Source organism: Saccharomonospora xinjiangensis XJ-54, from assembly GCF_000258175.1.
Lineage (GTDB): Bacteria > Actinomycetota > Actinomycetes > Mycobacteriales > Pseudonocardiaceae > Saccharomonospora > Saccharomonospora xinjiangensis.
On the sequence record NZ_JH636049.1, the window covers coordinates 2,109,576 to 2,134,854 of the forward strand.

Sequence of the window (25,279 nt, forward strand, 5' to 3'; positions counted from 1 at the left end):
GCCTCATGCGGGCCACCCGGCGTCGTCGCTGGTCAACACTGGCGGAAGCGGAGGGATTTGAACCCCCGGACGGTTGCCCGTCGCTCGCTTTCAAGGCGAGTGCATTCGGCCGCTCTGCCACGCTTCCCTGTGGGCCCTAGCTTAACGTCTCAGTCCGCCAGCTCCGACAGGTGTGTGAGGATGCGCGAGAACGCGCGGCCCATGATCTGCTGCTCCTGCTCGGTCAGCAGGTCCACGAAGTGGGCGCGAACGCCTTCGACGTGAATCGGCGCGGAGCGGCGCAGCAACGCCGCGCCCTGCTCGGTCAACTCCGCGGCCACCCCTCTCCTGTCGCCGGCGAGAGGCACCCTCTTGACGTAGCCCGCGGCCTCCATGCGCGCGACCTGGTGGGACAGCCTGCTCTTCGTCGATCCGAGCATCGTGGCGAGTTCGCTCATGCGCATCGCGCCACCCTCGGCTGCGGACAGACACACCAGGACCTCGTAGTCGATCAGCGAAACGTCCTGCCGCTCGGCGAGTTCCCTGTGCAGCCGCTGCCGCAGCATCAACGTCGAAACGATGTAGGACCGCCAGACGAGCATTTCCGCGTCGGTCAGCCAGCGCACCTCGCCGGACTCGTCACTCATGAACACGCAGAGTAGACACTCCGGATCACACCGTCAGCACGGCGTCCCCGGCGCGAACTCGCAGAAAAACGTCGAGTTACACCGGTGTGAACACGCCTTGAACCGGGAATGCCGGAGGGCACGCGGGCCGCATCCGGGTGACGGGGCTTTCCGCCCGGAGCCCCGGCTCGATGCGCCCCCGGGAAAGGTCAGGTGATGTGGTGACGAACGATTCCACGCGGTTGACCGCCCCGCCACGCGGCGGGAACTGTATCCCCACGACCGAGGTGGCTCGATCCGGCCGGTCGTGAAGAAGGGCAGTCCGGGGCGCGAGAAGTGCTCGTCTTCGCGCTGACGACATCTCAACCGGTTCCGCCTCCGGCTCCGGGTGGATGTCGGCCCCTCGCGGTTCAACCGCATCCGCACGAAACCTCGGTAAGCAGCCCGGGTGCGGGCGGCACACGACGCGCAACGGCGTCAACGTGCCTTCCCGCACCCGGGTCTACGTTCGCGACGATCAGGCGGTCACCCTGTCACCGTGCTTCGAGGAAGCGGACAGCGCCGAGTGGCCCTTGCGGTGCTTCGCGACCTCGGCCTTGTCCTTCGGGCTCGCCGGGGCGACCCCGTTGACGTCCTCGGTGCTCAGCGCGTACTTGCCGGTCACGTACGCCATCGCGTCCGCGTTGCGGTCGAGTGCGAGGCGGTCCACGTTGCCGAGGTCGTCACACGTCTGGTGGTAGCAGGAGTCGTACGCTTCACCGGCCGTTCCGCCCCACTGCGCGGCCTCCTCCTCGGTCTTGATCCCCTCGGCGCCGGTGAAAAGGCCACCGGCCGGGATGCCGACGGCGATGAACTCGCCGTAGTCGGAACGGCCGTCGAAGTCCTTCTCGCCGGTCGGGATGCCGATGCTGCCCTCGAAGTAGTCCGTGAAGGCCTGCTCGATCTGGGCCGAACCGTAGGGGCCGGGGCCTGCACCCTCACCTGCGGAGTCGTCACCGTCGTAGACGAAGTAGCCCGCATTCGGCGAGCCGATCATGTCGAAGTTGAGGTACAGCGCGATGTCGAGCTGCTGCTCGAAGCTCAGCGAGTTGACGTAGTGGGTCGAGCCGACGAGGCCGAACTCCTCGGCACCCCACCACGCGAACCGCACCGCGTTGCTGACTTTCGGCTTCGAGCCCATCGACAGCGCCGTCTCCAGCAACGCCACCGAACCGGTGCCGTTGTCGTTGATGCCGGGGCCTTCCGTGGCACTGTCGAGGTGCGCACCCGCCATCACGACGTTGTCCTTGCGGCCGGTCCGCGTCTCGGCGATCACGTTGTAGGTGGTGCGCTCCTCCATCAGCGCACGCAGTTCGAGAGTGATCTCCTGGCCGTCCATCGCGGCCAGTGCCTCGCCGTCGGCGCGCGTGATGCCGCCTGCGGGGACGTAGTTCTCGTTCACCTCACCGAGCGTGCCGTTCACAGGCCCATCGGCGTTGTTGTAGACGAGGACGGCGACAGCCCCGGCTTCTCCTGCCGCGAGGCTCTTCTCCGCGAACGCGCACGCGCCGCGCTGCACCAGCGCGATCTTGCCGGTCACGTCGCCGTAGTCGGCTGCCTCGCAGCCCGGGGTCTCGTCAGGAGTGATCGCCGCGAGTGGCGCCGTGACGCCACCCTCCTCAGTGGACGGGCTGTAGCTCATGATGGTCACGGGGATCTCGGTCCCACCGGCAACGAGCTTCTCGGCCAGCGTCTCCGAGTAGACGAACGGGAACTCCTGGCGGGTAACGTCGAAGCCCGCCTTCTCCAGCTTGGTCGCGACGTATTCGGCCGAGGCGTTGTAGCCTTCCGTGCTCGCAGCCCTGTTCCCGTCGTGCGTGTCGGCGATCCGCTGCAACGCGACGAGGTGGCGGTCCATCTTCCTGATATCGACCTGCTTGGTCAGCCGGTCGGGCAGGTTGGGGTTGGCCACCGGATCGGCGACAGCCGTTCCCGCACCGGCCAGCGCGAGGCTCGCGCACGCCGCGACAGCAACAGCCGGTGTCAACCTTTTTCGCAGAGATGACATGTGCAATTCCCCTTCGTCACAGGTGCCGGGTCACTTTTGTTCGTTTTGACCGGGAAATCAAGCATCGTTAGTAGGACGTGTTGGTCCGGCCCTCGTACGTTGACATACAGTCGGCGCATGCGCGCGATCATGCTCCACGAACCGGGCGATCCAGACAATCTGGAGTGGACCGAGGTCGATGACCCCAGCGCTGGCCCCGGTGAGGTCGTCATCGATATCGCGGCGAGCGCCGTGAACAGGGCGGATCTGTTGCAGCGGCAGGGCAAGTACCCGCCGCCTCCCGGCGCGAGCGACATCCTCGGTCTCGAATGTTCGGGCACTGTCGCCGAGGTGGGTGACGGCGTGGAGGGCTGGCAGGTCGGTGACCACGTGTGCGCACTGCTCGCCGGTGGCGGCTACGCGCAGAAGGTCGCCGTTCCGGCAGGGCAGCTCCTTCCCGTGCCTGGCGAGGTGGAACTCGTCGCGGCGGCCGCGCTACCCGAGGTGGCCTGCACCGTCTGGTCGAACGTCGTCATGACCGCGCGCCTCACCGAAGGGGAGACGCTGCTCGTGCACGGCGGAGCAGGCGGCATCGGCACCCACGCGATCCTTCTCGGCAAGGCACTGGGCGCCACCGTGATCGTCACCGTCGGCTCGGATGACCGCGCCGAGCGATGCAGGCAGCTCGGCGCCGACATCGCGATCAACTACCGGGAGCAGGACTTCGTCGAGATCGTGCGCGCCGAGACCGACGGGGCCGACGTGATCCTCGACAACATGGGCGCCGTCTACCTCGACCGCAATCTCGACGCACTGGCCACAGGCGGACGGCTCGTGGTCATCGGCATGCAGGGCGGCAGGAAGGGCGAGCTGGACCTCGGCAAACTGATCGCCAAGCGAGCCAGCGTCACAGCCACCACACTGCGCGCCCGGCCCCTCGCCGAGAAGGCCGCGATCGTGGCCGAGGTTCGCGAGAACCTGTGGCCGCTCGTGGAGCAGGGCATCGTGCAGCCGGTGATCGGAGAGGCGTTCCCGCTCTCCCGCGCAGGCGACGCGCACCGCGCTCTCGAGGAGGGCGGGATCTTCGGCAAGATCCTGCTGACGGCGCGCTAGCCGAGTTCTTCCAGAACGCGCACGAGCTGGTTGACCTCGAAGACGTTCGAATAGTGGGCGAGGCCGATCCGCACGGCTCCGCCCACCTCACCCACGCCGAGTGCGGCGAACACGCCTGCCGTGCCCTCGTCGGCGAACGCGCAGATGTTTTGTGCCGCGAGCTGCCTGACCACGTCGGCTGCCTTGCGACCGGCCACCGTGAACGCGACGACAGGGATACGCCGCGTGGCGTCCCCGATCACCGTGACGCGGGGCAGCGCGCACAGCTCCGTCGAGAGCTGGGCGAGTAACCCGGTGTGGTAGGACTTCGCCGAGCCGAGCGATGTGAGCAGGCGTTCCCTGCGGGAGCCCGACGCGGCGTCGTCCAGCCCGGCGAGGTAGTCCACCGACGCCACGACGCCTGCCAGGAGCGGGTACGCATGCGGGCCGAGTTCCAGCCGCTCAGGCCCCGCGGCGAACGGGTCGAGAGCCACGGAGGGAATGCGGTCGAGCAGCTTCCGGTCGCGGAAGACGAGCGCACCGACGGAAGGACCGCCCCACGCCTGCGCCGACACCACCATGACGTCGGCACCGAGGTCTGCGATGTCGAGAGGAACGAACGGCGCCGCGTAGGTGGCATCGACGACCACCAGCGCCCCGGCCTTCTTCGCGATCTCCACCACGGTCGCCACGTCCGGCCGCGTGCCGACGGAACCGGAGGCGTAGGTGATCGAGACGGCCCTCGTGCGTGACCCGACAAGGTCGTCGTACTGCCAGGCGGGAAGCTCGCAGGTCTCGATGTCGATCTCGCCCCAGCGGACCTTCCCGCCGACGCGCTTCATCGCCCTGCTCCATGGTGCGATGTTGGCCTGCTCGTCGAGCCGCGACAGCACGACCTCGTCACCGAGCGTCCACGTCTCCGACAGCGCGTCAACGAGCCGGTCGAGCAACACCGTCGCGTTGGGACCGAGCACCACAGCGTCCGGTTCCGCTCCCGCGAGGTCGGCCACGGCTCGCCGGGCGGCTGCCACGATCGTCTCGGCGCGCTGGGAGGCGGGGAACACCCCACCGGGTCCCGAGACTGGCGCTCGCATCGCCGTCGCCACCACCGAGGCCACCTGCTCCGGCACCAGCATGCCGGCCGAACCGTCGAAGTGGATCCAGCCGTCACCCAGGGCGGGAAACAACCCACGTATGCGAGCGACGTCGAACGCCATGCCGACACCGTACGGACCAGTAATTTCGCAGCGCGTCCGGGGTTGGCCTCACCGGGCTGTCTCTCAGGTGAGGCGCACTACCCTTGGCTTCCGGAGCGAGTCGTCGCGCAACTACCAGGATGGAGCCCATGACGGAGCCGAAGGCAACAGACAGCACTCAGCTGGACGGGTCGCAACACGTCGTCGTGGTCGGGCCGGACGGATCCCCCGTGGGGGCCGCGCGCATCGACCCCGACCAGGACAGGGCGGAGTCGGTCGGCGACATGGTGGAGGAACCCGCCAAGGTCATGCGCATCGGCACCATGATCAAGCAACTGCTGGAGGAGGTGCGGGCCGCGCCCCTCGACGACGCCAGTCGCGACCGGCTCCGCGAGATCCACGAGACGTCGATCAAGGAGCTGGAGCAGGCGCTCGCGCCGGAACTCCAGGCGGAGCTGGAACGGCTCGTCTCGCCGTTCACCACGGAGCGCACGCCGTCCGACGCCGAACTGCGGATCGCTCAGGCTCAGCTCGTCGGCTGGCTCGAAGGGCTGTTCCACGGCATCCAGACCGCACTGTTCGCGCAGCAGATGGCCGCGCGCGTGCAGTTGGAACACATGCGCAGGGGTCTCCCGCAGGGCACCCACGGCGGTGGTGAGCAGCAGGGACACGGCCTCGGCAGCACCGGCCAGTACCTGTAGAGCCGATCGGTAAGGAGGGCGCTCCGCGAGCCGGACCTCTCCTCACCGAGTGCTCACCGAGTGCTCACCGCATGCCGAGGCGCTCGGCGAGCCTGTCGAACCAGCGGTCGAGGGTGAGGTCGTAGCGGCCGGGGTCGTAGGTCGCCTGCGCGTAGGTGGCGTGGCGCTCCACCGAGGTGGCCACCGGCTCCGCCCATTCCGGCAGCACGAACAGGTTGAGCCAGTAGCCGTCCCGCATCTGCACCTTGCCCACGTATTCGTAGCCCGAGGTCGCTTCGACGACCCGCAATCCGTGGACAGTCCCCGGCACGTACGGACCTGACGCTGTCACCACGATGACCGTCGGCTCCGCCTCGCGCACCACCGCCGTCGGGTCGGCGCCGTGCGCCACCGCCTCGTCGTTGAGGCCGAGGTAATCGACGGTCCTCCACCCGCTGAAGTACGGGATCGCGCCCGGGTCGTGGACGGCGAGGCTGCGAGCCCGCTGCGGCACATCCGTGTCGGCGAGTGCCTTGCCGATGGCGACGTGCGTGCGTTCCAGATCGACGCCGTAGTTGGCGATCAGCGGCAACTCGCCGGACAGCACGCCCCACAACCCCGCCCACGCCACCGTGAGCGCGCCGGTCGCCGCCGCGAGGGCACGCTGGAGCGACGCTCGACCGCCCAGCCTCGTCGCGATCGCACTCACCCCGAGGCCCGCTCCCAGGCACAGCACGGGGAAGGCGTGGTAGGCGAATCGGTGCAGGTAGTCCATGCTCGGGCCCGAGAGCGCGTACGTGAGGTAGGTGGCTCCGACCACCGCGAGCAGCAGCGTTGCGGCACGCCGTGTCGCGCGAGGAACGAGCAGTACGCCGGTGAGCAACACCAGGGGGCCGAACACCACGGCCGTGTCCTCGACCCAGCGCAGTCCGGAGTCGAGCTTGCCGAACTGCACGGAGAACGTGTTCGGCAGCGGATACCCGTAGAACGACCAGCGCCAGGCGAAGTAGCCGAGACCGACGGCAGCGGTCAGGCCGGTCCAGAACCACGCGACGCGGTCACGGCGACGCTGCCACAACCACACCGCCAGCGGTAACGCGGCCACGAACGCGCCCTCGGGACGCAGCATCCCGGCGACCAGCACGAGCAGCGGCGGCTCCCACACCCTCACCGTCCGCCCAGCCAGCGCGTCGAGGCCGACCAGCGTGGCGCGCAACACGACCGCCGCGAACGCCACCGTCTCCAGTCCCGCGGCGACGTGGAAATAGGTGGGGAGGAACACCACGAAAGTCGTGCCGGCGATCAGCGCGGCGGGCCACGAGCCGAGCCGGTGTCCGTGGCGCACCAGCATTCCCCCCGTGGCGAGACCGATCAACGCCGACAGCAGTTTCGCCACGTCGTCGAGGTTCCAGTCGAGCGCCGCGAAAACGGAGAGCAGCAGCATCCAGCCGAAGTTGGTGAACCCCTCGACCGGGTCCTCACCCACGTTCCACACCGGGCCGTGGCCGTCTGCGAGGTTCTCGCTGTACCGGAAGGTGATGTAGGCGTTGTCCACGGTGAACTCGATCGCCGCCCAGGTGCCGACGAGAAACACCGCGACGAGGCCGAGAATCAGCGCGGCCTGTGCGACCACCCTCCTGCGGCCGGTGCGGGCCCGCTCCGGTGCGGTCACGGGGCAGCCGCCTTCGCCTCCACCGCCACGTCGAGCACCCTTGCCGCGCCGAGCCCGTCCACGGCGGAGGCCGCCGACGACGCCATCCTGCCGCGCCTTCCCGGCTCGGCGAGCAGTGCGCGCAGCGCCTTCGCCGCACCGTCGAGAGCATGGGGCGAGGCGAGGTCGCTCGCCCACCCGAGCCCTGCGGCGAGTCCGGCATCGACGGCCGCGGTGTATCCGGCCTCCTGGTTATCGACCAGCAGCAGCAGCGCGGTGGGAACCCCGATGCAGCACGCCTCCAGCAGGGTCACCCCCGCCGCGCTCACGGCGAGGTCCGCGTCGGCGAGCCGCTCGGGGAGGCGCGTGTCCGGCGCCGACACGGTGAAACGCTGTCCCGGAACCGTCTCTGGCACCTCGGGGTCGCCGTGGGCGACGACCTCCGCGTCGAAGGCCATGCCGGTGTCCCGCAGGGCGCACATCGTCCGCGTGACCTCCTCGCGCCACACCGCACCGCCGCCGAGCACCACGACGACCTTCGGCGCCGAACCGCTGCCGGCGGCCTCCGAACGCCGCCGCGCCCTCCTTCGCCGCGCCCTTCGCACCTGCTCGCGCAGCGGGGCGTAGCGGGGGCCGCGCAACACCACAGGGGAGCCGTCCTCGGGTCTGGGAAGGTCGTGCAACTCCGACTCGACGACGACGTCGGCCTGCCTGCGGCCGAACTCCCGGCTCTCCAGCGACACCAGCACCGCGCCTTCCGCATTGACGGCGGCACGCTGCTCACCGATCCCGTAGTGATCGACGAGGACCACGTCCGCTTCGACGGCCGAGGCGAGCCGGGGCAGCGCGGAGGCGTCACCGGGATCGGTCGGGGGCACCACGCCGACGCCGAGTTCATCCAGCTGCGCGGCGAACCAGCCCGCCGAGGTCAGCGTGCCGGAGAAGGTCACGGACCAGCCGCGTGAGGATGCCTGTTCGGCGAAGGCCACCATCCGGGAGACATGACCGACACCGATGGTCGGCGAGGCGTCCGCGCGCAGCAACAGGTGTGTCATCCGGTGACCTTCTTCTGCTCGACGTGTGCGTTCATGGCCACGAGATCATCGCGTTCCCGCAGCAGCGCCACCACGTCGCGCCACGCGAACGGCCCTTCATCGTGCCGGACGCGAAGCTCGCGCACGAGGGCGTCGAGCAACGCCCAGTCGTCCTCCGTGTCCAGCGTCACGCGCAGATCGTCGGCGCGTGGCGCCACGACGACACCGGCGCAGGCGTAACTGCCGGGATCGCAGACCACACCGTAAGTGACGTGCTCGCGGTGAGGACCGCCAGGGCGCCGCGCCTGCTCTTCGAGCACGGGCACCCGCACCAGCTCAGCGTCGAACCCCCTCGGCAGGGTGCGCACCAGCGTGGTGCTGACGTAGTCGAGTTCAGGCTGCGCCCGCCACAACGCGACCACCTGCGCGAGCAACGCCGGGTCGTGCAGCGGGCAGTCGGCCGTCAGCCGCAGCACGGCATCGGCCGGATACGTCTCGCACGCCACGAGGAACCGCGCGAGAACGTCGTCGAGGGGACCGCGCACCACCTCGGCGCCGTGGCGGCGTGCCTCCTCTGCCACGGCGTCGTCGTCCCCGGCGTCCGAGGTGGCCACCACCACCCCGTCCACCCCTGGGGTCCGCAGCGCAGCACGCACCACCCACCCGAGCACGGACCGATCGCCCAGTCTGCGCAACACCTTCCCCGGCAGCCGGGCCGACGAGGCCCGAGCCTGAATCACGACGTTCACGGTCGGCGAAGACGGCATGAGTGACATGATGTCGGTCGGCAACAACGCGAAGACCGCGGAGGTAGGGATGACCGAGCTCGACGGGTCAAGCATTCTGCTCACCGGGGGGACGGGCTCGTTCGGGAAGGCGTTCATCGAGTACGCGCTCGCCGAACTGAACCCGCGCAGGCTCGTGGTGCTCTCGCGGGACGAGCTGAAGCAGTACGAGGTGCGACAGCGGTTCGGCGACGACCCGCGGCTGCGGTGGTTCATCGGTGACGTTCGCGACCGGCGCAGGCTCGAACGCGCCATGCGCGGAGTGGACTACGTGGTCCACGCCGCCGCGCTGAAGCAGGTGGACACCGGCGAGTACAACCCGTTCGAATTCGTGCAGACCAACGTGATGGGTTCGCAGAACGTCATCGAGGCGGCCATCGACACGGGTGTGAAGAAGGTCGTCGCCCTGTCAACCGACAAGGCGTCGAGCCCCATCAACCTCTACGGCGCCACGAAGCTGTGCGCCGACCGCATGTTCATCAGCGCCAACCACTACGCCGCCGCGCATCCCGCCAGGTTCGCCGTCGTCCGCTACGGCAACGTGATGGCGTCGAGGGGCAGCGTGATCCCGTTCTTCCGTTCGCTCGCCGAGCGGGGCGAGTCGCTGCCCATCACACACAAGGACATGACGCGGTTCTGGATCACGCTGCCGCAGGCGGTGAAGTTCGTGGTCGATTCCTTCGACCTCATGCGCGGCGGTGAACTCTACGTGCCGCGTATCCCGAGCATGCGGCTCGTCGATCTGGCTCAGGCGATCGCACCGGGCAGCCCCATGCACGAGGTCGGCGTCCGCCCCGGCGAGAAGCTGCACGAGGAGATGATCGCCCCCGACGACTCACGCCGCACCGTGCGCGTCGGCGACCGCTACGTCGTGCAGCCCCACATCGCGGGCTGGGGCTACGAACCGCCGGAGGACGGCGTTCCGGTACCCGACGGCTTCGCCTACCGGTCCGACACCAACGACCTGTGGCTGTCAACCGAGGACATCAAGAAGCTGATCGCCGACCATGAGTGAGTTCCTGCCCTACGGCCGCCAGTCCGTCAGTGACGAGGACATCGCCGCCGTCACCGAGGTGCTGCGCGGCGACTGGCTGACCACGGGGCCAGCCGTGACCCGGTTCGAGAGCGACCTCGCCGAGCACACCGGCGGTGTTCCCGCCGTGGCTGTCACCTCGGGGACGGCCGCACTGCACGTCGCCTACGCCGCCGCGGGCGTCGGTAACGGCGACGAGGTGGTCACCAGCCCGCTGACGTTCGTGGCCACGGCTGCGGCGGCGGCACTGCACGGCGCGAAGATCGTCTTCGCCGATACCGAACCCGACACCGGCAACCTCGATCCGGCCGCGGCGCGAGCCGCCGTCACCAAGCGCACCAGGGTGGTCGCGGCCGTGGACTACGCGGGACACCCTGCCGAACTCGACGCCCTGCGTGACGTGGCCGACGAGGCCGGCGCGCTGCTCCTCGAAGACGCGGCCCACTCCATCGGCAGCACGTGGCGGGGAAAGCCCGTCGGGACGCTGGCCGACCTGACGACGTTCTCGTTCTTCGCCACGAAGAACCTCACCACAGCCGAGGGCGGCGCCGTGGTCAGCCCCTCCGCGCGCCTCCTCGACCGCGCGAGGGCGTTCCGCAACCACGGGCTCGTGCGCGACCGCGACAGCCAGCGCCACCCCGACGAGGGCGGCTGGCACCAGGAAGTGCACGCCTTCGGGCTCAACTACCGCCTTCCCGACGTGCTGTGCGCGCTGGGGTCGAGCCAGCTTCGCAGGCTCTCCGCGTTCAAGCGGCGCAGGGCCGAACTGCACGCCAGGTACGACGCGGGCCTCAAGGACGTCGCCGACGTGCTCACACCTATGCGCAGGGCCGAGGCCGACCCGATGTGGCACCTCTACCCGCTTCGCGTGCTCGGCGGCAGGCGGAAGGCGCTCTACGACCACCTGCGAGGACAGGGCATCGGTGTGCAGGTCAACTATATTCCGGCCTACTGGCACCCCGTCTTCGCCGACCTCGGCTACCGGCGAGGGCTGTGCCCCAACGCCGAGACGTACTACTCACAGGAGCTGTCGCTGCCGCTTTTCGCCGATCTCACCGACTCCGACGCGGACAGGGTGATCGACGCCGTGCGGTCGTTCTTCGGCGTCTGAGGACGCACGGCGCTGACCTAGATCAAGTCCCAAGTCAGCGGCGTGCCCTTCGCCGCATCGGCCCTGAACGTGCGGCCGAGCACCGTGGTGATCTCCGAGGGCGGCAGTCCGCCCGCAGGCCGGATCGAGCGCACATTACGCGCCGTCACGGGTTCGCCCGCCTCGACGTCCTCCACCACGTACAGCGAACGGCGCAGGCGCAGCCCCTCCCGCTCGCTGGTCGTCGGCCCGATCGACGCCGTCCCCAGCGCCTCCCACGCACGCCGCGTCTCGGTGACCAGAGCCGCCAGTTCGTGCGGCTCCAGCGAGAACGCAGAGTCCACCCCGCCGTCGTCACGGGCCAGCGTGACATGCTTCTCGACGGCGCACGCACCCAGCGCCACGGCCGCGACGGGCGCACCGATGCCCATCGTGTGGTCGGACAACCCGACAGGCGTGCCGAAGGTCTGTGCCAGCACGGGCAGCGACCGCAGGTTGCTGTCGCTCGGCGGCGCGGGGTACGACGCCGTGCAGCCCAGCAGCAGCACCTGCTCGTTACCGGCCTCGCGAGCCGTGCGCACGGCCGCGTCGATCTCGCCGACACTCGCCATGCCGGTGGAGATCACCAGCGGTTTGCCCGTCCGCGCGCACAACTCGATGAGCGGCAGGTCCACGATCTCCGACGACGCGATCTTGTAGGCGGGTGCGTCCAGCGACTCCAGCAACTCCACGGCCGTCGGGTCGAACGGGCTGGAGAAGACCGCAAGGCCCAGTTCGCGGGCGCGGGCGAAGAGCTTGCCGTGCCACTCCCACGGCGTGTGCGCGCGCTCGTAGAGCCGGTAGAGGTTCTCGCCGCTCCACAGCTCGTGGTCGTCACTCAGCCGGAACGCGGGGGTGTCCACGTCGATGGTGATCGTGTCGGGCCGGTAGGTCTGGAACTTCACGGCGTGCGCACCGGCTTCCGCCACGGCGTCCACGATGGCGAACGCCCGATCGAGGCTGCCGTTGTGGTTGCCGGACACCTCCGCGATCACGAAGGGCGGGTGGTCCGGCCCGATCTCGCGGGCGCCGATGCGGATCGGTGTCGTCGGTGCCATCACTCATCTCCCCACGAGACTGCCTTGACGAACCGGAGGAACCCGGTGCCGTCGGCCGGGGTCGTGCCGTCCTGCTGGTACCCGGCCGAGCGGAAGAGCGACACCGACGCCGTGTTGTCGCGGTGCACGGTCGCCAGCACCGTACCCGGTGACCGGCGGAGGCAGAGCTGCCGTTCACCCTCGGCGAGCAGGGGGCCTGCCAGCCCGCGTCCCCTGTGCTCGGGGGCGACCGCGATACTGACCTCCCACTCCTCCGCGCCGATCCGGTCGAACCGGACCATGCCGACCCGCTCGGTCTCCTCGCTCTCCCCCACCAGCAGCAGCCTGTCGTCGGAAGCCAGCACGCCACGCAGCCATGCGAGGTGATCGGCGAGCGCGATTTCACCGGCGTTCCGCGACCAGCGCCGGGTCTCGGGGTCGTTGCGCCAGGCCAGCAACGCATCGGCGTCCCGCTCCCCCGCGAGCCGCAGGCGCCCCAGCAGCGAGGGCACCCGTTCAGTCACGCGCCGTCTCCGCCGCCCGCTCCTCCAGCGCCCTCAGTCTGTCCTCGTACCGCGCGATCCCGGACAACCGCACGCGGATCTGCGCGTGCTGCCGCTGGATCTCCTCGATCAACGTCCGTGCCTCGGCCGCCTGCTTGTCGTCGCCCGGCGGGGTCAGCGCGATCCGCTCACGGAGGTCCTCCAACTGCGCCTCCTGCGCGGCGACGTGCGGGATGAGGCGCTGCACCTCTCCCGTCGTCCACAGCAGGTCACCACGCACCTTGTCGAGCCCGGACTCCAGCGCGTCCAGCCTCCGACGGTGATCGACGGTGCAGTGCTCCTGCTCGGTGATGCGCTCGGCGTGCTCGTCCAGCCGGCCTCGGGTGAGTTCCCCGACGCGGTAGTCCACGAGGCGGGCGAGTCTGTCGCCGAGGCGGGCACGGAGCATGGCGAGCGGGTTCGTCGAAATCATGGGCGAAAGGTTCCTTCGGTGCGTGAGGTGGGGGTTCAGCGTGGGGGTTCAGCGGAGCAGCCGGGCCGAGCCCGCGTCGATCCACGACTGGAGAAGCCTTCCCTCCAGCGCGATACGGTGTTCGGGACCGACGATGCACGCGTCACCTGCCGCGTGCTGCCACGAGGTCTGGTGCGGGTCGTCCACGAAGGAGAAGCCGGACAGCACGAGGTCGGCGCCGGGGAACGACGACCTCGCGATCCACGCGGCCATCGTGCCCGTCGTCGCCCAGGCCGCCTCCTCACGGCTGGCGAGACCCATCGCCTCCGAGAGCGGCAGCGTCACCTCGCGGTTCGACACCGGAACGAAACCGAGGTCGGCAGGCCACCACCCGGGGATGTTCTCAGGCTCCCAGTGCAGCCTGCCCGGCTCCACCATCAGGTAGAGCTTCGACCGGTAGTCCGCGAAGACCCACTTCGTCGCACGCAGCGCGCGGTTGAAGACCACGACGTGGGTCCTCGTCCCCACGGTCGGCGGCGCACCAGGCTCGTCGCACACGAACCCGTTGACCCGGATCACCAGGTCGCACGAGTCGATGGCCTTGGCGCGGTCGGCGTCCGGAGCGAGCGGCTGGTTCCCCACGACGGCCACGGATCGTGGCCGCGGGCGGTCCGCGTACACCTGAAGCAGATTCACCATCAGGCTGGACGTGAGGACACCAGAAGTCATGCGGCGGAAGTTATCAGGATCGTCACCCGTGTGCGGCACGTATACCCAGGATCGACACAGCGTGGTTACCCGAAGCCCGCCACACCCGGCGCCACGCACCTCACGCCGATCTCACGTCGCAACGGCAGCCCTGGCCGCAGGCGATCTGCCTGCGACAACGCGAGCGGAAACGGTCCGACGCGGCCTTCGGGCAGACCGCGCGATCGCGTTCCGCGGACGCAAGTACCCTCATATGCCGTGCACGCCACAAGCACCGTCGATTCCACAGAGACGACAACGATGACGTCGGCACCGCCCTCCTCGGACAGCCGGACCTTCGGCCGCGCGCTGTCAGATATCAGAAACGGCTTCAAGCAACCCGAGCTCTGGGGCCATCTGGCCTGGCAGGACATCAAGCAACGCTACCGGCGTTCCGTACTGGGGCCGCTGTGGATCACCATCAGCATGGGGATCACCGCGCTGGGGCTCGGGCTGCTGTACTCGCAACTCTTCGGTGCCGCCGTGGGCACCTTCCTGCCGTACATCACCACGGGCTTCATCGTCTGGAACTTCATCCTCGGCTGCCTCACCGACGGCACGGACACGTTCATCGCCAACGAGGGCCTGATCAAGCATCTGCCCGCGCCGTTGTCGGTGTACGCGCTGCGCACGGTGTGGCGACAGTGCATCATGTTCGCCCACAACATGGTCATCTACCTGATCGTGATCGTGATCTTCTGGAACGACGTCACGACACCGAACTACACGATGACCGAAGGCGGCATGACGCACCCCGGCCTGAACTGGGACGTTCTGCTCGCCATTCCCGGCTTCGCTCTGCTGGCCATCAACGCGGGCTGGGTTGTGGTGCTGTTCGGCATCGCCTCCACCCGTTTCCGCGACATCCCCCAGGTCGTGTCCAGCCTGATCAACCTGCTGTTCTTCATGACGCCGATCGTGTGGACCACGGACATCCTGAAGGACAAGTTCGGCGGAACCGCCGACTGGAGGGACTACGTCGCCGAGTTGAACCCGCTCTACCACTTCATCCAGGTGGTGAGGGCGCCTCTCATCGGCAACGCGGTGAGCTGGCACCACTACGCCGTCGTCGGCGGCATCACGGTCGTCGGCTGGGCACTCGCTCTCGTGGTCATGCGCAACTACCGTGCCCGCGTCTCGTATTGGGTGTGACAATTCATGATCAGCATTGACGTTCGGAACGCCTACGTCGATTTCCCGATCTTCGACGCCAAGACGCGGTCACTGAAGAAACGGGTCCTCGGCAAGGTCGGCGGCAAGATCGGCACCGAGAGCCGCGTGCCCATCATCGAGGCGCTGCACGACATCAACCTTTCACTGAAAAGCGGTGACCGGGTCGCGCTCGTCGGCCACAACGGCGCGGGCAAATCGACGCTGCTGCGACTGCTGTCCGGCATCTACGAACCCACGCGGGGTTCGGCGAAGGTGCGGGGAAGGGTCGCGCCCGTCTTCGACCTCGGCGTCGGTATGGACCAGGAGATCTCCGGCTACGAGAACATCCTGATCCGCGGCCTCTACCTGGGCATGTCGCGCAAGGAGATGGAGAAGCGCATCGACGACATCGCCGACTTCACCGAACTCGGCGACTACCTTTCGATGCCGCTGCGCACCTACTCAACGGGTATGCGGGTGCGGCTCGCGCTCGGCGTCGTGACCTCCATCGACCCGGAGATCCTGCTACTGGACGAGGGCATCGGCGCGGTGGACGCCGCGTTCCTCAACAAGGCCCGCGACCGGCTCGTGGACCTCGTGAACCGCTCCGGTCTTCTGGTGTTCGCGTCCCACCAGGACGACCTGCTGCTGGAACTGTGCACGTCCGCCATCTGGATGGACGAGGGGACCATGAAGATGCAGGGTTCGCTCCGGGAGGTCCTCACCGCCTACAAGGGCAGGGACCCTTTCGAGAACGTCAGCCAGGAGACACTCGACCGGCTCCAGCAGTCCTCGGCCCCGAGTGGTGCCTGACGTGGAGGCGAAGCGCTTGCCGGAGGGTGCGGTGGTGGCCGTCGTGGTCACCAGGCACCGTCGTGACCTGCTCGCGGAATCGCTGAAGATCATCGCCGCGCAGAGCAGGCCGGTGGATCACCTCGTCGTGGTGGACAACGGCCCCGACCAGCCCGCACGCGACGTGGTGTCCGACTGCGGAGTGCCTTCGACCTACCTGCCCTCCCACCACAACCTCGGCGGGGCAGGCGGGTTCGCGCTGGGAATGCTGCACGCGCTCGCGATGGGCGCCGACTGGGTGTGGCTGGCCGACGACGACGGAAGGCCTGCCGACGAGAACGTGCTCAAGGTGCTGCTCGAAGAGGCGGACCGGCGCAATCTCGCCGAGGTGTCTCCTGTAGTGGCGAGCATCGACGCGCCGGGAAAGCTCGCGTTCCCGCTCCGCCGGGGTCTCACCTGGAAGCGGTCGGCATCCGAACTCGGCACCGACTTCCTGCCCGGTATCGCGTCGCTGATGAACGGCGCGCTGTTCCGCGCCTCGACGCTCGAAGTGACGGGCGTCCCCGACCTGAGGTTGTTCGTCAGGGGCGACGAGGTGGAGATGCACCGCAGGCTGGTGCGTTCCGGTCTGCCGTTCGGCACCTCGCTGCGAACGGCGTACCTGCACCCGAACGGCTCCGACGAGTTCAAGCCCATGCTCGGCGGCCGGTTCCACGCCCAGGACCCGGAGAACGAGGTCAAGCGGTACTACACCTACCGCAACCGGGGTTACCTGTTGTCGCAGCCGGGCATGCGCAAGATCGGGGCGCTGGAACTCATCCGGTTCGGCCTGTATTTCATGGGCGTCAAGCGCGACCCGAAGGCGTTCGCGCAGTGGCTCAGGCTTGTGCGGCAAGGCCGCAGGGAGCGCTTCTTCCGGTACTGAGGTAAGCATTCGACGGTGGCGTGGTCGTAACTCGTGACCACGCCACCGTGTGCTTTCAGCGCAACTTCGTGGCGATGAGACCGGCCAGTTCCAGCTTCTCCACTTCGGCTCCCGGTAGTTGTCGCACGACGCGAGCCGACGAAGGATCAGAACCTCACACCGGTCGATGCCGTGCCGCCGTCGAGCGCAGGGCCGGGGCGGTAAGGGCGTGCTCACGATCCAGCACGACGGCCACCTCCATCGACATACAGCTGCGCAGGCCAACTTCCCTGGAACAGCAAAAGATCATCGACGAGTCGGCCGACAGTGAGGAGAGATTGCTGGCCTTCAGAGCATCCTGGACCGGCCGGAGCGGCAAGGGTGGAGTTGAAGAGTGATCGGTGACCTGCGCGCCGGAGACGAGAAACGAAGCAATCGTCGCGTCGGCGGTTCGCCATGGATGACCTGTCGAAGGCCGCTGACGCGGGGCAGCGGACACACACCGCGAGTGTGCGTGTCCGCTGCCCGCTGAGTCAGGCGCCGATCACCGGGGGTGCGGTGCGCTCGTTGGTGCCGAACACGTCGTCGGGGTCGGCCTCCACGAGATAGGTGGGACGCTGGTGGTCGCTGTCCTCGCCGCCCTGGCCCTTGCCCGCTCCTGCGCCGCCGCCCATCGGTGCGCCGCCCATGCCGCCACGCGCGGCTGAGGCCGCCCCCGGTGCTGCCGCGCCGGGCCCCGCAGCAGCGCCGGGACCGCCCATCGGCTTGGCCCCGGTAGCCGCTCCCGCGCCCGCGCCCGCGCCCGGCCCCGCACCGGCACCACCGCCGGGGCCGAAACCCCCGCCAGGAAGCCGCCCGCTGTAGCTGCCTCCACTGGCACCGCCGCCAGGGCCGCCGCCAGGACCGAATCCCGGCCCCATGGGCATCGGGCCGATCCCGGGGTTACCGCCCGGCCCGAAGGCGTTGGGGCCGGAGGTGTTGTTGCGGCCACCGAGCGCGGGTGGACGCCACCCGGCCGGTTGGAGACCCGAAGGCCGCGTCGTCCCCGGCCTCACGCCCGATCCGGTGGTCGGACCTGGCGCGATCGGCGTGAAGGACCCACCCGATGGTCCCGTGCCCGAGCCACCACCGGAGAGTCCGGTGCCCGAGCCACCGCCCGGCAGCACGCCCACCGAACCGGTGCCCGACGGAACGGACGAGGCGCCACCTCCGGCGATCCCTGCGGGACCACCCGCGAACCCGGACGCGCTGGTGCTCTCGTCGAACCGGATGACGCCGCTCGCGCCGCCGTCTCCGGAGCCACCGGAACCACCGAACTGCGGCGGCTCGGCGAAGACGGGCTGCTTGTTGCCGCTCTCCTGCAGATCGAAGTCGTACTGTGTCATGACCCGCACGGCCTCGTCGTGCGCGGCCTGGCTCTCCTGCTGCTTCACGATGGTCCGCTCGACCTGCTCGTGAAAGGAGAACGGGTCGCTGCCCCAGTTCGCCATCTCCTGGTCCATGTTGAACGGGATCGGCTCGGGCATACTGTTCTTCGCCCGAACGGCGGCCTCGCTCTCGGCGGCGATGATGTCGGAAGCCATGCGCGCGTTTTGTGAGTTGCCGTCCGACCAGTCCGAGAGAGTCGTAAAATAGCCATGCGCGCTGTCAGCAGCGCCGCCCTCCCACTCAGCCTTGGACTTACCGACGGCCTCCCGCATCCCGTCCGACAAGCGTTGAAAAAGGTTGTGGAGGTCGTGATAGGAATCCGAATAGACCGTGATGTCCTCAGCTCGAATGGGTTCCACATAGGCTTTCAAGGCACCGTGGTCGTACCCCCAATAATTGGAGTCGGAAGCAGGCACACCGTCGCGATACTCGACCTCATAAGCCGCGAGCTGCCTTTCACGCTCCTTTTCTGCCCCCACTGCGATCGCTGTTCCTGCGGCCCATGAATTAATGCGCCCAATCCAAGTTGGGTCGCCCACCGAGGCCCGCGCCTGCGCATAGGAATATTCTGTCCCGGGCGGAAGCTGAGCCATCTGCTCTTCACTGAGAGCCGGGGGAATCTTCCCTTCAGCGAGATAATCACGTATCTCCTGAGCGGGCATACTGAGGAACTCTTCCGAATTTGGCGGCCGATAATCGGACACCTTAATCACCCCCGAGGAAGCTTCGAGTCAACAATTTCAACAATTCTCCCGGCGAGTTCACAAGGGTCCGCAGTCCGACCCACCAAAACGTCGATCCGAGAACGTTCGCTAATTTTCATTGCAATCAGACACTCAGGTGTTCCCATCACAGGGTTGACGCCAGAGGTTTTGGTCACCGTCCGACCAGTAGCCTCTGTCCGCCCCGAGGTAACACCATCACCGAGATCAACAACGTCCCCAGTACCCTTGTCGCCCAGTAGCACCAAATCTACCTGTGGCGCCTCGGTATCGTTGACCGATCCCACCGGAACCGTCCAGGAACAAACAAAATTTCCCTTCAAAGACCTCTCTTCAGGCCCCTCAAACTTACCGTACCGGGAAATCTCATTTTTATCCAACAACGCGCAAATGTCCATTGAGTCAACCGGAACATCTTTCTCGGCCGAGTTTTCTTCAACCGAATGCGGAGAGGACACGCTCTCAGGGGTGGCAGTAGCGGAACCAGTCTCCGCGTGACCACATCCAGCCAACGCGATCACACTGAAAGTCACCGAGATGGCCGCTTTCATCTGGAGGGATGCAAGAGTTTCCATCGCTCAAGCCTGTCCGCGCCGCCGCTTCCCGGAGACTCTTCGTCGCAGACCGGCATCCCGCCCCCCCTCGTTACAACAACCGATCACAGTCTAACGGCCACCCACCGAGCCGCCAATCCGTTTCGCCCAAAACAGGCAGTTCTACTCAACTCCGAGGAAGCTTTGAATCAACCATTTCAACGATCTTCCCAGCAAGCTCACAAGGATCTGAGGTGAAACCGACCATTACGTCAAGCCGTGCTCTGTCGCTTACTCTCATCGAAACAAGGCAATCCGGTGTTCCCGTTACCGGGTTGACACCAGATGTCTTCACCAGCTCACGTCCAGTAGCCTCGGTCGTCCCCGACGTCAACCCGTCACCTAGATCTACGACATCACCGGTTCCCAAGTCGTCCAGATATATTAGATCGACCAGTGGCGCATCCGAATCAGACGCAGTTTCCTTCGGAACCCTCCAGGAACAAACAGGATCGCCCTTCAGGAAGCTATCCTTCGGCCCGATAAACTCTCCATACTTTGAGATTTGTTCTTCGTTGAGTAAAGAGCAGGGATCGACGGGGACATCAAGCTCGTCACGAACGATACTGGAGTCGCTCCGAGAAGTCGGTATCGACTTACTGCCCCCGGTTGTGGCACCAGTAGAACCAGTCTCTGTTGGGCTGCATCCTGCCACAATCACCGCAGCGAGGACCGAGCTGAACACCACACAAGGTAGCCTGAAACCATCAGCCCTCATAATCAGACCTGCCCGGATTCGATCGAAGAAACTGCAGAATGTTCCGCTCACGATACTTTTGAACTGCTATCCCCAAAGCTTTGTCGGCATTGATCAATACGTCGAGCAATTTCGCGAGGACTTCAGCTGGAGAGTTGGGATCCATCGTGGCGGAACGCCGCTGGAATGCGGCCATTCGTCTCCCATAATCGTGCTCCCCTAAAGCCAGGTCCCTCTGGGCGAGTTGCCGAAACCTCTGTGCCATGGCTTCGACTTATTCGACGTAATCCTTGAGCACCTCCCGAATCGGCTTCGCCGCTTCCTCGCTCACCCGAAAGCCACCGGACTTCGCCGACTTGAGCATTTCCTTGGCTCCGGACGCCATCGCGCTGACGTCCTTCGTGTTGAAGCTCGCGGCTATCGCGGCGGCAGCGCCACCCACGCTGCCGCTCTTCGTGGGCTCGTCTTCCCAGACTGGCATCCCGTTACCCCCTTCGTAACAACGACCGCGCGCAGGCTAACGTCCGAACATGATGCTGTCAGGCCGTTCCGTCCAAAACAGGCGGTTCTCAACTCCGAGGAAGCTTCGAATCAACCATTTCAACAACCTTCCCAGCAAGCTCACAGGAATCCTCGGTTCGCCCCACAGTCACGTCGAGACGCGAATCATCAGATATCTTCATTGCGATGAGGCAACTTCGAGTATTGGTGACCGGTTCTATACCTGATGTTTTTATCAGTTCGCGACCAGAATCGTCCGTTTGGCCAGCCTGCAGACCATCGCCAAGATCGATAACTTCTTCTAGCCCGAGATCATGACGAAAGACTAGATCAACGAGCGGCGCCTCGACATCGGAAGCGGAGTCTTTTTGAACAGCCCAAGAACATACAGAGTATCCTTGATACGATCGCTTTTCCGGTCCGCTGAATTCACCGTATTGATCAATTTGGCTTTCGGCAAGCAACGAACAGGGCTCTACCGAGATCGGTGGTGCGCTACTCGACGAAATCTGCTCACTCAACTGCGCAGAGTGGGAATTTTCTGTCTCGGGATAGGCGGTGCCGACTTCCGCTTGTTCGCATCCCGCCACAGTCGCTGCGGCCAGCGCGAGAGTGAGTAGCACCCTCGACCGTCCACACCTACACGTCCTCATGCTCAAACCTGCCTAGACTTGACCGACGAAGCTGCGGCATCTTCCGCTTCCTGATACTTCTGGACTGCGATCTCGAGGGCTTTGTCCGCATCGACCAGGACTTGCCGCAACTTCTTGAGCACCTCGGCTGGCGAGTTAGGGTCAACCGCAGTGGCACGTAGTTGGAATTCAGCCACTCGCTTGCCATAGTCGTGATGGCCCAGAGCAGGTGGTGCCAACGCCAAGAGAGAGAAGTCGTGCGCCATTCGCTCGACCTCTTCGACGTGCTTTTGGAGTACCTCTCGGATCGGCTTCGCCGCTTCCTCGCTCACCCGGAAGCCGCCGGACTTCGCCGACTTGAGCATTTCCTTGGCTCCGGACGCCATCGCGCTGACGTCCTTCGTGTTGAAGCTGGCGGCCATCGCGGCGGCAGCGCCACCCACGCTGCCGCTCTTCGCGGGCTCGTCCTCCCAGACCGGCATCCCGTTACCCCCTTCGTAACAACGACCGCGCGCAGTCTAGCGGTCACCCATCGTGCCTTACGGCCGTTTCACCCAAGACAGGCAGTTCTACCCATTCCTCGGCTCCGCGAGCGTCGGCGGCTACTGGAGGAAGGGCTGGATCTGCGCCGAGAGCTGCTGTGCGATGCGCGCGTTGTCCGCGGGCGCGTACGTCAGCCACGTCTGGCCGTCCTCGGCTTTGCGACTGGTGCTGAAGATGCGACCGTCCTCGGTGTCGAACCACACCACGGGGTCGAGATGACGGTGCCCGCCTCTTCGGCTTTGCGCGAACGCCGTGAACTGGCCCATTCGCCCCGTCGGCCTCTCGAACATGCGCTGCACCGCACGCTCCTGCACGGACAACCGCGACGCGGGCGCCGACACGTCGGCGAAAGGATCGTAGGAGTCGGGTTCCCTCCTACGTGGGTCCCTCGGCTTCGGCTTCGCCACGGTGACCGACGTTCCCGGCGCGGGGCGGGCCGCCGGGATGAGATTGACGATCTCGGGGACGAGCCCCTCGACGCGCAGGATCGTGAACACGAGGTGGTTGCTGTCCCGCTTCGCGAGCACCGCGAACTGCCCGTCACACGCTGAGCGGGCGAACAGCTTCTCCCCACCGCCCAGCTTCGCCGCCGCCGTCAGGGCCACCCGCCCACGCGCGATCGTCACCAGCGCCGCTTCCACATCCGGATCGAGCCTGTCCCTTCTCCTCAGGCCACGTCCTTCGAGGTCGCGGAACACCGCGTCCCTGATCTGCGCGCGCTCCGTGTGTGTGGTGCCCAGATGCGGCACCTCGAACGGAAACGGCGCGTGCCCCAGGTTCAACTGCTCGAAAAGAATGTCAACCGCGGCCAACGACAACGAGAACGACTGCACCATTCTCAGCTCCCCCACTGAAAAAGACGTACCGCACAGGCACGGTAGCAGTCAGCCGCCCCCACCTCAGACGTTCACCCAAATGGGTAGCGGTGTTTGTCTCGCCCTCAGCGAACCCCATTGCGGCCACCGCCCTGAACTGCTGGTCTTGACGCATGGCCGAACAGAAACCCGCGCTCGTCCTCCACCTCGTGAGCGGCGGCGACCCGCTCGTCTTCACCCTGCGCGCCGACGACGTGCCCGAGTTGCGCACACAGCTTCACCTGCACCTGGAACACGGCGCCGTCGAGACCGTCCACACCGCAGAGGACAGAGCCGTGATCGTCAACTTCGCACACGTGGCCGCCGCCTACATCGACGACCTGCAACGTCAGGGCAAAGTCTTCGGGCTGCGCTGACGCGCCGGGGCGGCGGTGCCACACACCGCGTCACCGCCGTCTTCAACAAACACTGACCGGACACGCCGACGGGGCCGGGGGTGTCTCCACCCACGGCCCCGCCGACGGTCGCGTATCAGAGCCGGTAGAGGCGCTTCCAGTTCTCCCTGCTGGTGAGCCTCGGCATGGCGCGCTTGTACTCCTCCTGCACGAGCTTGCCTTCCTTACGCAGGCGGTTGATCACCTGCACGCCCTGCTTGGCGAGTTCGAACATGCGCTGCCGGTCGTAGCGGCGCACGCGCACACCCTCCTGCGAGGCGTCGGTGACGATCGCCGTCTCGAACTGCGACACGTGCCACCAGTGCGCCTCATCGCTCGGGATGGCACCGAGCTCGAAACGGTGCTTGCCGAGGAGCCGGTAGATGATCCTCTTGAGCAGCACCAACCGCTGCATGCTCGGCCTCGGCGCTGTGTTGATGATGCCGATGTCGTTCGACGCGATGCCGGGCACCTCGGTGGGCGCGTAACGCTTGGTCTCCGGGTACTGCGCCCGGATCTCCCTGATGCGCTTCATCGCGGCCACACCACCGTCGTGCAGCACCTCCGGCCCCTTCAGGAAGTCCTCCACCGCGGTGATCAGGGTCGCGGAAAGGCCGTACTGCATACCCAGCAGGTAGCGCACGAGCTGCGCCATCAGGACACGCGAGAGCAGGTTCAGGTCGAACGGGCTGTGCAGCGCGGCCGTGATGATCGAGTTACGCAGGTTGAAGTACCGGTGCCACTCGTCCCAGTCCTTCCAGTGGAAGTCCGCGTGCCACACACCCGCGCCGGGCAGCGTCACGGTCGGGAAGCCGTGCGCCCTGGCCCGGTAGCTGTACTCGGCGTCGTCCCACTGGAAGAAGAACGGCAGCGGATAGCCGATGGCCTTGACCACCTCGTACGGGATCAGACAGGACCACCAGCCGTTGTAGCCCGCGTCGAGCCTGCGCTCCTGGCGGTTCGGCTTGCCGCTTTCGGGATCGACGTCGAGCAGGTCGGCCGTCGTGAGGCTGTGCGGCACCGGCTGACCCGGCTCCAGCGTGTTGAGGCGGGCGTACTCGGCGCCGACGTGGAGCTGGTTGGGGTGCAGCAGGTTGAGCATCTGCCCACCGACGATCATCGGGCTGGCCGCCCTGTTGGAGAACGCCGTCAACCGGATGATCAGGTCCGGTTCGAGGAGCACGTCGTCGTCCATGAACAGCACGTTCGCGTGCTCGGTCTCGGTGTGACCCGCCACCTCGTACAGACCACGGGTGAAACCGCCCGCGCCGCCGAGGTTCGGCTGCTTGATGTAGTGCAGTTTGTCGCCGAGACGCTCGGCGACCTCTGCGAAGCCCTCACGAGAATCGACGGTGTCGGTGCCCTGGTCGGCGACGTAGATGGCGTCGAGGGTGTCGAGCGCGGGCAGCGAGTCGGCCAGCGCGTACAAGTTCTTCAGGCAGTCGTCCGCGCGGTTCATCGTGCAGATGGTGACCGCGGTGGGCCGGATCTTCTCAGGCGAATCCACGGTCCAGCGCACGTCCGACACCGTGAGCTGCTGCCCCTCGCTTTCCAGGTCCAGCCACAGTGCGCCGCCGTCGAGGAACTTGTCCAGCGGGGCTTCGAGCACCACGTGCTCATTGTCCGCGCCGCTCACCTCGCGAACGGCGATCGTCCTCGACTCACCCTCCATGTCGGAGGCTCGAACCGCGAGCCTGCCCGACCCGGTCACGTCGGCCTCGACGGAGACGTTCTTCGCCGTGGTCCAGCGCTGCCAGTAGCTGGCGGGGAACCGGCCGAAGTACGTGTTGCCGGAGACCCGCGCCGACGGTTCGAGAGAGACACTGTGCCGCTGCCGCGTGGCAACGCCTTCGACGATCTCCGAGTAGAGGTCCTTGCTCACCACCTCGGACGGACCGGCGAACAGGCCCCGCTGCGCGAGCAGTGTGCCGCTGCCTGCGTGCTCGGAGAACAGGGCCTTCTCTGTGCTCGTGGCCTTGCTCGCGGCGGTTTTGCCGGTTTTGGCCTGCTCTGGTGCGGTGGCCGGTGCCGCTTTACCGGGCATGAGACCTCAGTCCTCCAAATAAAAGCAATCACGCGGGAGTCGCCAAGTAAGGT

General features: G+C 66.9%; 26 protein-coding genes and 1 tRNA gene. 8 read left to right on the forward strand and 19 right to left on the reverse strand.

The features are described 5' to 3' along the window. Positions 1–39: 39 nt before the first annotated feature. The 3 genes from SACXIDRAFT_RS09160 to SACXIDRAFT_RS09170 form a co-directional block, all read right to left on the reverse strand. A tRNA-Ser gene (locus SACXIDRAFT_RS09160) sits at positions 40–127 on the reverse strand. A 22-nt stretch (positions 128–149) separates the two neighbouring features. After that, positions 150–626, reverse strand: coding sequence for a MarR family winged helix-turn-helix transcriptional regulator (locus SACXIDRAFT_RS09165; protein WP_006238269.1), 477 nt, complete (start codon positions 624–626; stop codon positions 150–152). Between the two features lie 496 nt (positions 627–1,122). Continuing rightward, complete coding sequence (locus SACXIDRAFT_RS09170) at positions 1,123–2,652, reverse strand: M28 family metallopeptidase (RefSeq protein WP_006238270.1); 1,530 nt, start codon at positions 2,650–2,652, stop codon at positions 1,123–1,125. 117 nt (positions 2,653–2,769) lie between these two features. On the opposite strand from SACXIDRAFT_RS09170, the gene SACXIDRAFT_RS09175 reads away from it, so the two are divergent. Beyond that, the gene (locus tag SACXIDRAFT_RS09175; protein WP_006238271.1) at positions 2,770–3,744 is read left to right on the forward strand and encodes an NAD(P)H-quinone oxidoreductase; all 975 of its coding nucleotides are present in this window, start codon (positions 2,770–2,772) and stop codon (positions 3,742–3,744) included. On the opposite strand, the gene SACXIDRAFT_RS09180 is transcribed toward SACXIDRAFT_RS09175, so the two are convergent. After that, positions 3,741–4,940 (reverse strand): cysteine desulfurase-like protein, encoded by a 1,200-nt coding sequence (locus SACXIDRAFT_RS09180; protein WP_006238272.1) that lies wholly within the window; start codon positions 4,938–4,940, stop codon positions 3,741–3,743. The genes SACXIDRAFT_RS09175 and SACXIDRAFT_RS09180 overlap by 4 nt on opposite strands. A gap of 128 nt (positions 4,941–5,068) precedes the next feature. On the opposite strand from SACXIDRAFT_RS09180, the gene SACXIDRAFT_RS09185 reads away from it, so the two are divergent. Further along, positions 5,069–5,620 (forward strand): bacterial proteasome activator family protein, encoded by a 552-nt coding sequence (locus tag SACXIDRAFT_RS09185; protein ID WP_006238273.1) that lies wholly within the window; start codon positions 5,069–5,071, stop codon positions 5,618–5,620. 64 nt (positions 5,621–5,684) lie between these two features. Here the strand turns inward: SACXIDRAFT_RS09185 and SACXIDRAFT_RS09190 are convergent, their stop codons facing one another. Genes SACXIDRAFT_RS09190 through SACXIDRAFT_RS09200 form a run of 3 tightly spaced genes read right to left on the reverse strand, consistent with a single transcriptional unit; the run spans position 5,685 to position 9,060 of the window. Then, positions 5,685–7,271: a DUF8728 domain-containing protein gene (locus tag SACXIDRAFT_RS09190; protein ID WP_006238274.1), complete on the reverse strand. Its 1,587-nt coding sequence runs from the start codon at positions 7,269–7,271 to the stop codon at positions 5,685–5,687. Next, complete coding sequence (locus tag SACXIDRAFT_RS09195) at positions 7,268–8,305, reverse strand: hypothetical protein (RefSeq protein WP_006238275.1); 1,038 nt, start codon at positions 8,303–8,305, stop codon at positions 7,268–7,270. The genes SACXIDRAFT_RS09190 and SACXIDRAFT_RS09195 overlap by 4 nt, the downstream gene beginning before the upstream one ends. Further along, positions 8,302–9,060 carry a cytidylyltransferase domain-containing protein gene (locus SACXIDRAFT_RS09200; RefSeq protein WP_006238276.1) on the reverse strand — a complete coding sequence of 253 codons (759 nt, stop codon included), beginning with the start codon at positions 9,058–9,060 and terminating at the stop codon, positions 8,302–8,304. The genes SACXIDRAFT_RS09195 and SACXIDRAFT_RS09200 overlap by 4 nt, the downstream gene beginning before the upstream one ends. Before the next feature lie 40 nt (positions 9,061–9,100). Here SACXIDRAFT_RS09200 and pseB point away from each other — a divergent pair, with 40 nt between their 5' ends. Together pseB and SACXIDRAFT_RS09210 are read left to right on the forward strand one after the other, a co-directional pair. Further along, on the forward strand, positions 9,101–10,084 hold the full coding sequence (gene pseB / locus SACXIDRAFT_RS09205) for a UDP-N-acetylglucosamine 4,6-dehydratase (inverting) (RefSeq protein ID WP_040922559.1): 984 nt from the start codon (positions 9,101–9,103) through the stop codon (positions 10,082–10,084). Then, positions 10,077–11,213, forward strand: a complete 1,137-nt coding sequence (locus SACXIDRAFT_RS09210; RefSeq protein WP_006238278.1) for a DegT/DnrJ/EryC1/StrS family aminotransferase — start codon at positions 10,077–10,079, stop codon at positions 11,211–11,213. The genes pseB and SACXIDRAFT_RS09210 overlap by 8 nt, the downstream gene beginning before the upstream one ends. A 17-nt stretch (positions 11,214–11,230) precedes the next feature. Here SACXIDRAFT_RS09210 and pseI read toward each other — a convergent pair whose 3' ends face one another. From pseI to SACXIDRAFT_RS09230, 4 genes are read right to left on the reverse strand one after another with little or no spacing between them, the layout of a single operon-like run. Next, on the reverse strand, positions 11,231–12,289 hold the full coding sequence (gene pseI / locus SACXIDRAFT_RS09215) for a pseudaminic acid synthase (RefSeq protein WP_006238279.1): 1,059 nt from the start codon (positions 12,287–12,289) through the stop codon (positions 11,231–11,233). Continuing rightward, complete coding sequence (locus SACXIDRAFT_RS09220; protein WP_006238280.1) at positions 12,289–12,792, reverse strand: GNAT family N-acetyltransferase; 504 nt, start codon at positions 12,790–12,792, stop codon at positions 12,289–12,291. Before SACXIDRAFT_RS09220 ends, pseI begins: the two co-directional genes overlap by 1 nt. Next, complete coding sequence (locus SACXIDRAFT_RS09225) at positions 12,785–13,243, reverse strand: hypothetical protein (RefSeq protein WP_006238281.1); 459 nt, start codon at positions 13,241–13,243, stop codon at positions 12,785–12,787. The genes SACXIDRAFT_RS09220 and SACXIDRAFT_RS09225 overlap by 8 nt, the downstream gene beginning before the upstream one ends. Before the next feature lie 48 nt (positions 13,244–13,291). Continuing rightward, on the reverse strand, positions 13,292–13,921 hold the full coding sequence (locus SACXIDRAFT_RS09230) for a glycosyltransferase family 29 protein (RefSeq protein WP_006238282.1): 630 nt from the start codon (positions 13,919–13,921) through the stop codon (positions 13,292–13,294). A 309-nt stretch (positions 13,922–14,230) separates the two neighbouring features. Here SACXIDRAFT_RS09230 and wzm point away from each other — a divergent pair, with 309 nt between their 5' ends. The 3 genes from wzm to glfT1 are packed head-to-tail and all read left to right on the forward strand — an operon-like array spanning position 14,231 to position 16,838. Then, positions 14,231–15,121 carry a galactan export ABC transporter permease subunit Wzm/RfbD gene (wzm, locus tag SACXIDRAFT_RS09235; protein ID WP_040922103.1) on the forward strand — a complete coding sequence of 297 codons (891 nt, stop codon included), beginning with the start codon at positions 14,231–14,233 and terminating at the stop codon, positions 15,119–15,121. A gap of 6 nt (positions 15,122–15,127) precedes the next feature. Continuing rightward, positions 15,128–15,934: a galactan export ABC transporter ATP-binding subunit Wzt/RfbE gene (gene wzt / locus SACXIDRAFT_RS09240; protein ID WP_006238284.1), complete on the forward strand. Its 807-nt coding sequence runs from the start codon at positions 15,128–15,130 to the stop codon at positions 15,932–15,934. Beyond that, the gene (glfT1, locus tag SACXIDRAFT_RS09245) at positions 15,927–16,838 is read left to right on the forward strand and encodes a galactofuranosyltransferase GlfT1 (RefSeq protein ID WP_040922560.1); all 912 of its coding nucleotides are present in this window, start codon (positions 15,927–15,929) and stop codon (positions 16,836–16,838) included. Before wzt ends, glfT1 begins: the two co-directional genes overlap by 8 nt. A gap of 512 nt (positions 16,839–17,350) precedes the next feature. Here glfT1 and SACXIDRAFT_RS09250 read toward each other — a convergent pair. From SACXIDRAFT_RS09250 to SACXIDRAFT_RS09265, 7 genes are all read right to left on the reverse strand, one after another. Further along, complete coding sequence (locus SACXIDRAFT_RS09250; RefSeq protein WP_157599653.1) at positions 17,351–18,400, reverse strand: hypothetical protein; 1,050 nt, start codon at positions 18,398–18,400, stop codon at positions 17,351–17,353. Positions 18,401–18,954: 554 nt separating this feature from the next. Then, positions 18,955–19,542: a DUF3558 family protein gene (locus SACXIDRAFT_RS22365; RefSeq protein WP_083840088.1), complete on the reverse strand. Its 588-nt coding sequence runs from the start codon at positions 19,540–19,542 to the stop codon at positions 18,955–18,957. A gap of 145 nt (positions 19,543–19,687) precedes the next feature. After that, positions 19,688–20,329: a DUF3558 family protein gene (locus tag SACXIDRAFT_RS22370; protein WP_232285279.1), complete on the reverse strand. Its 642-nt coding sequence runs from the start codon at positions 20,327–20,329 to the stop codon at positions 19,688–19,690. 202 nt (positions 20,330–20,531) lie between these two features. Beyond that, entirely contained in the window at positions 20,532–20,738 is a 207-nt protein-coding gene (locus SACXIDRAFT_RS23555) for a hypothetical protein (protein WP_232285280.1), read from the reverse strand. Positions 20,739–20,826: 88 nt separating this feature from the next. Then, positions 20,827–21,411: a DUF3558 family protein gene (locus SACXIDRAFT_RS22375; RefSeq protein WP_083840092.1), complete on the reverse strand. Its 585-nt coding sequence runs from the start codon at positions 21,409–21,411 to the stop codon at positions 20,827–20,829. Positions 21,412–21,413: 2 nt separating this feature from the next. After that, entirely contained in the window at positions 21,414–21,872 is a 459-nt protein-coding gene (locus tag SACXIDRAFT_RS09260; protein WP_006238288.1) for a hypothetical protein, read from the reverse strand. Between the two features lie 120 nt (positions 21,873–21,992). Then, positions 21,993–22,769, reverse strand: coding sequence for an ESX secretion-associated protein EspG (locus tag SACXIDRAFT_RS09265; RefSeq protein ID WP_006238289.1), 777 nt, complete (start codon positions 22,767–22,769; stop codon positions 21,993–21,995). A gap of 152 nt (positions 22,770–22,921) precedes the next feature. Between SACXIDRAFT_RS09265 and SACXIDRAFT_RS09270 the strand changes: the two genes are divergently transcribed. Then, the gene (locus SACXIDRAFT_RS09270; RefSeq protein ID WP_006238290.1) at positions 22,922–23,164 is read left to right on the forward strand and encodes a hypothetical protein; all 243 of its coding nucleotides are present in this window, start codon (positions 22,922–22,924) and stop codon (positions 23,162–23,164) included. Between the two features lie 115 nt (positions 23,165–23,279). On the opposite strand, the gene SACXIDRAFT_RS09275 is transcribed toward SACXIDRAFT_RS09270, so the two are convergent. Continuing rightward, on the reverse strand, positions 23,280–25,226 hold the full coding sequence (locus SACXIDRAFT_RS09275; protein WP_006238291.1) for a glycosyltransferase: 1,947 nt from the start codon (positions 25,224–25,226) through the stop codon (positions 23,280–23,282). Positions 25,227–25,279 lie beyond the last annotated feature (53 nt).

Bases quoted from the DNA above. Each gene is read 5' to 3' on its own strand.
- SACXIDRAFT_RS22365 (WP_083840088.1), bottom strand. From the start codon at position 19,542: ATGGAAACTCTTGCATCCCTCCAGATGAAAGCGGCCATCTCGGTGACT.
- SACXIDRAFT_RS09260 (WP_006238288.1), bottom strand. From the start codon at position 21,872: ATGCCGGTCTGGGAGGACGAGCCCGCGAAGAGCGGCAGCGTGGGTGGC.
- SACXIDRAFT_RS22375 (WP_083840092.1), bottom strand. From the start codon at position 21,411: ATGAGGACGTGTAGGTGTGGACGGTCGAGGGTGCTACTCACTCTCGCG.
- pseB (WP_040922559.1), top strand. From the start codon at position 9,101: ATGACCGAGCTCGACGGGTCAAGCATTCTGCTCACCGGGGGGACGGGC.
- wzm (WP_040922103.1), top strand. From the start codon at position 14,231: ATGACGTCGGCACCGCCCTCCTCGGACAGCCGGACCTTCGGCCGCGCG.
- wzt (WP_006238284.1), top strand. From the start codon at position 15,128: ATGATCAGCATTGACGTTCGGAACGCCTACGTCGATTTCCCGATCTTC.
- pseI (WP_006238279.1), bottom strand. From the start codon at position 12,289: ATGGCACCGACGACACCGATCCGCATCGGCGCCCGCGAGATCGGGCCG.
- SACXIDRAFT_RS09185 (WP_006238273.1), top strand. From the start codon at position 5,069: ATGACGGAGCCGAAGGCAACAGACAGCACTCAGCTGGACGGGTCGCAA.
- SACXIDRAFT_RS09250 (WP_157599653.1), bottom strand. From the start codon at position 18,400: ATGGCTTCCGACATCATCGCCGCCGAGAGCGAGGCCGCCGTTCGGGCG.
- SACXIDRAFT_RS09230 (WP_006238282.1), bottom strand. From the start codon at position 13,921: ATGGTGAATCTGCTTCAGGTGTACGCGGACCGCCCGCGGCCACGATCC.
- SACXIDRAFT_RS09210 (WP_006238278.1), top strand. From the start codon at position 10,077: ATGAGTGAGTTCCTGCCCTACGGCCGCCAGTCCGTCAGTGACGAGGAC.
- SACXIDRAFT_RS23555 (WP_232285280.1), bottom strand. From the start codon at position 20,738: ATGCCAGTCTGGGAAGACGAGCCCACGAAGAGCGGCAGCGTGGGTGGC.
- SACXIDRAFT_RS09195 (WP_006238275.1), bottom strand. From the start codon at position 8,305: ATGACACACCTGTTGCTGCGCGCGGACGCCTCGCCGACCATCGGTGTC.
- SACXIDRAFT_RS09275 (WP_006238291.1), bottom strand. From the start codon at position 25,226: ATGCCCGGTAAAGCGGCACCGGCCACCGCACCAGAGCAGGCCAAAACC.
- SACXIDRAFT_RS09225 (WP_006238281.1), bottom strand. From the start codon at position 13,243: ATGATTTCGACGAACCCGCTCGCCATGCTCCGTGCCCGCCTCGGCGAC.
- SACXIDRAFT_RS09165 (WP_006238269.1), bottom strand. From the start codon at position 626: ATGAGTGACGAGTCCGGCGAGGTGCGCTGGCTGACCGACGCGGAAATG.
- SACXIDRAFT_RS09180 (WP_006238272.1), bottom strand. From the start codon at position 4,940: ATGGCGTTCGACGTCGCTCGCATACGTGGGTTGTTTCCCGCCCTGGGT.
- SACXIDRAFT_RS09175 (WP_006238271.1), top strand. From the start codon at position 2,770: ATGCGCGCGATCATGCTCCACGAACCGGGCGATCCAGACAATCTGGAG.
- SACXIDRAFT_RS09200 (WP_006238276.1), bottom strand. From the start codon at position 9,060: ATGTCACTCATGCCGTCTTCGCCGACCGTGAACGTCGTGATTCAGGCT.
- SACXIDRAFT_RS09265 (WP_006238289.1), bottom strand. From the start codon at position 22,769: ATGGTGCAGTCGTTCTCGTTGTCGTTGGCCGCGGTTGACATTCTTTTC.
- SACXIDRAFT_RS09270 (WP_006238290.1), top strand. From the start codon at position 22,922: ATGGCCGAACAGAAACCCGCGCTCGTCCTCCACCTCGTGAGCGGCGGC.
- SACXIDRAFT_RS09170 (WP_006238270.1), bottom strand. From the start codon at position 2,652: ATGTCATCTCTGCGAAAAAGGTTGACACCGGCTGTTGCTGTCGCGGCG.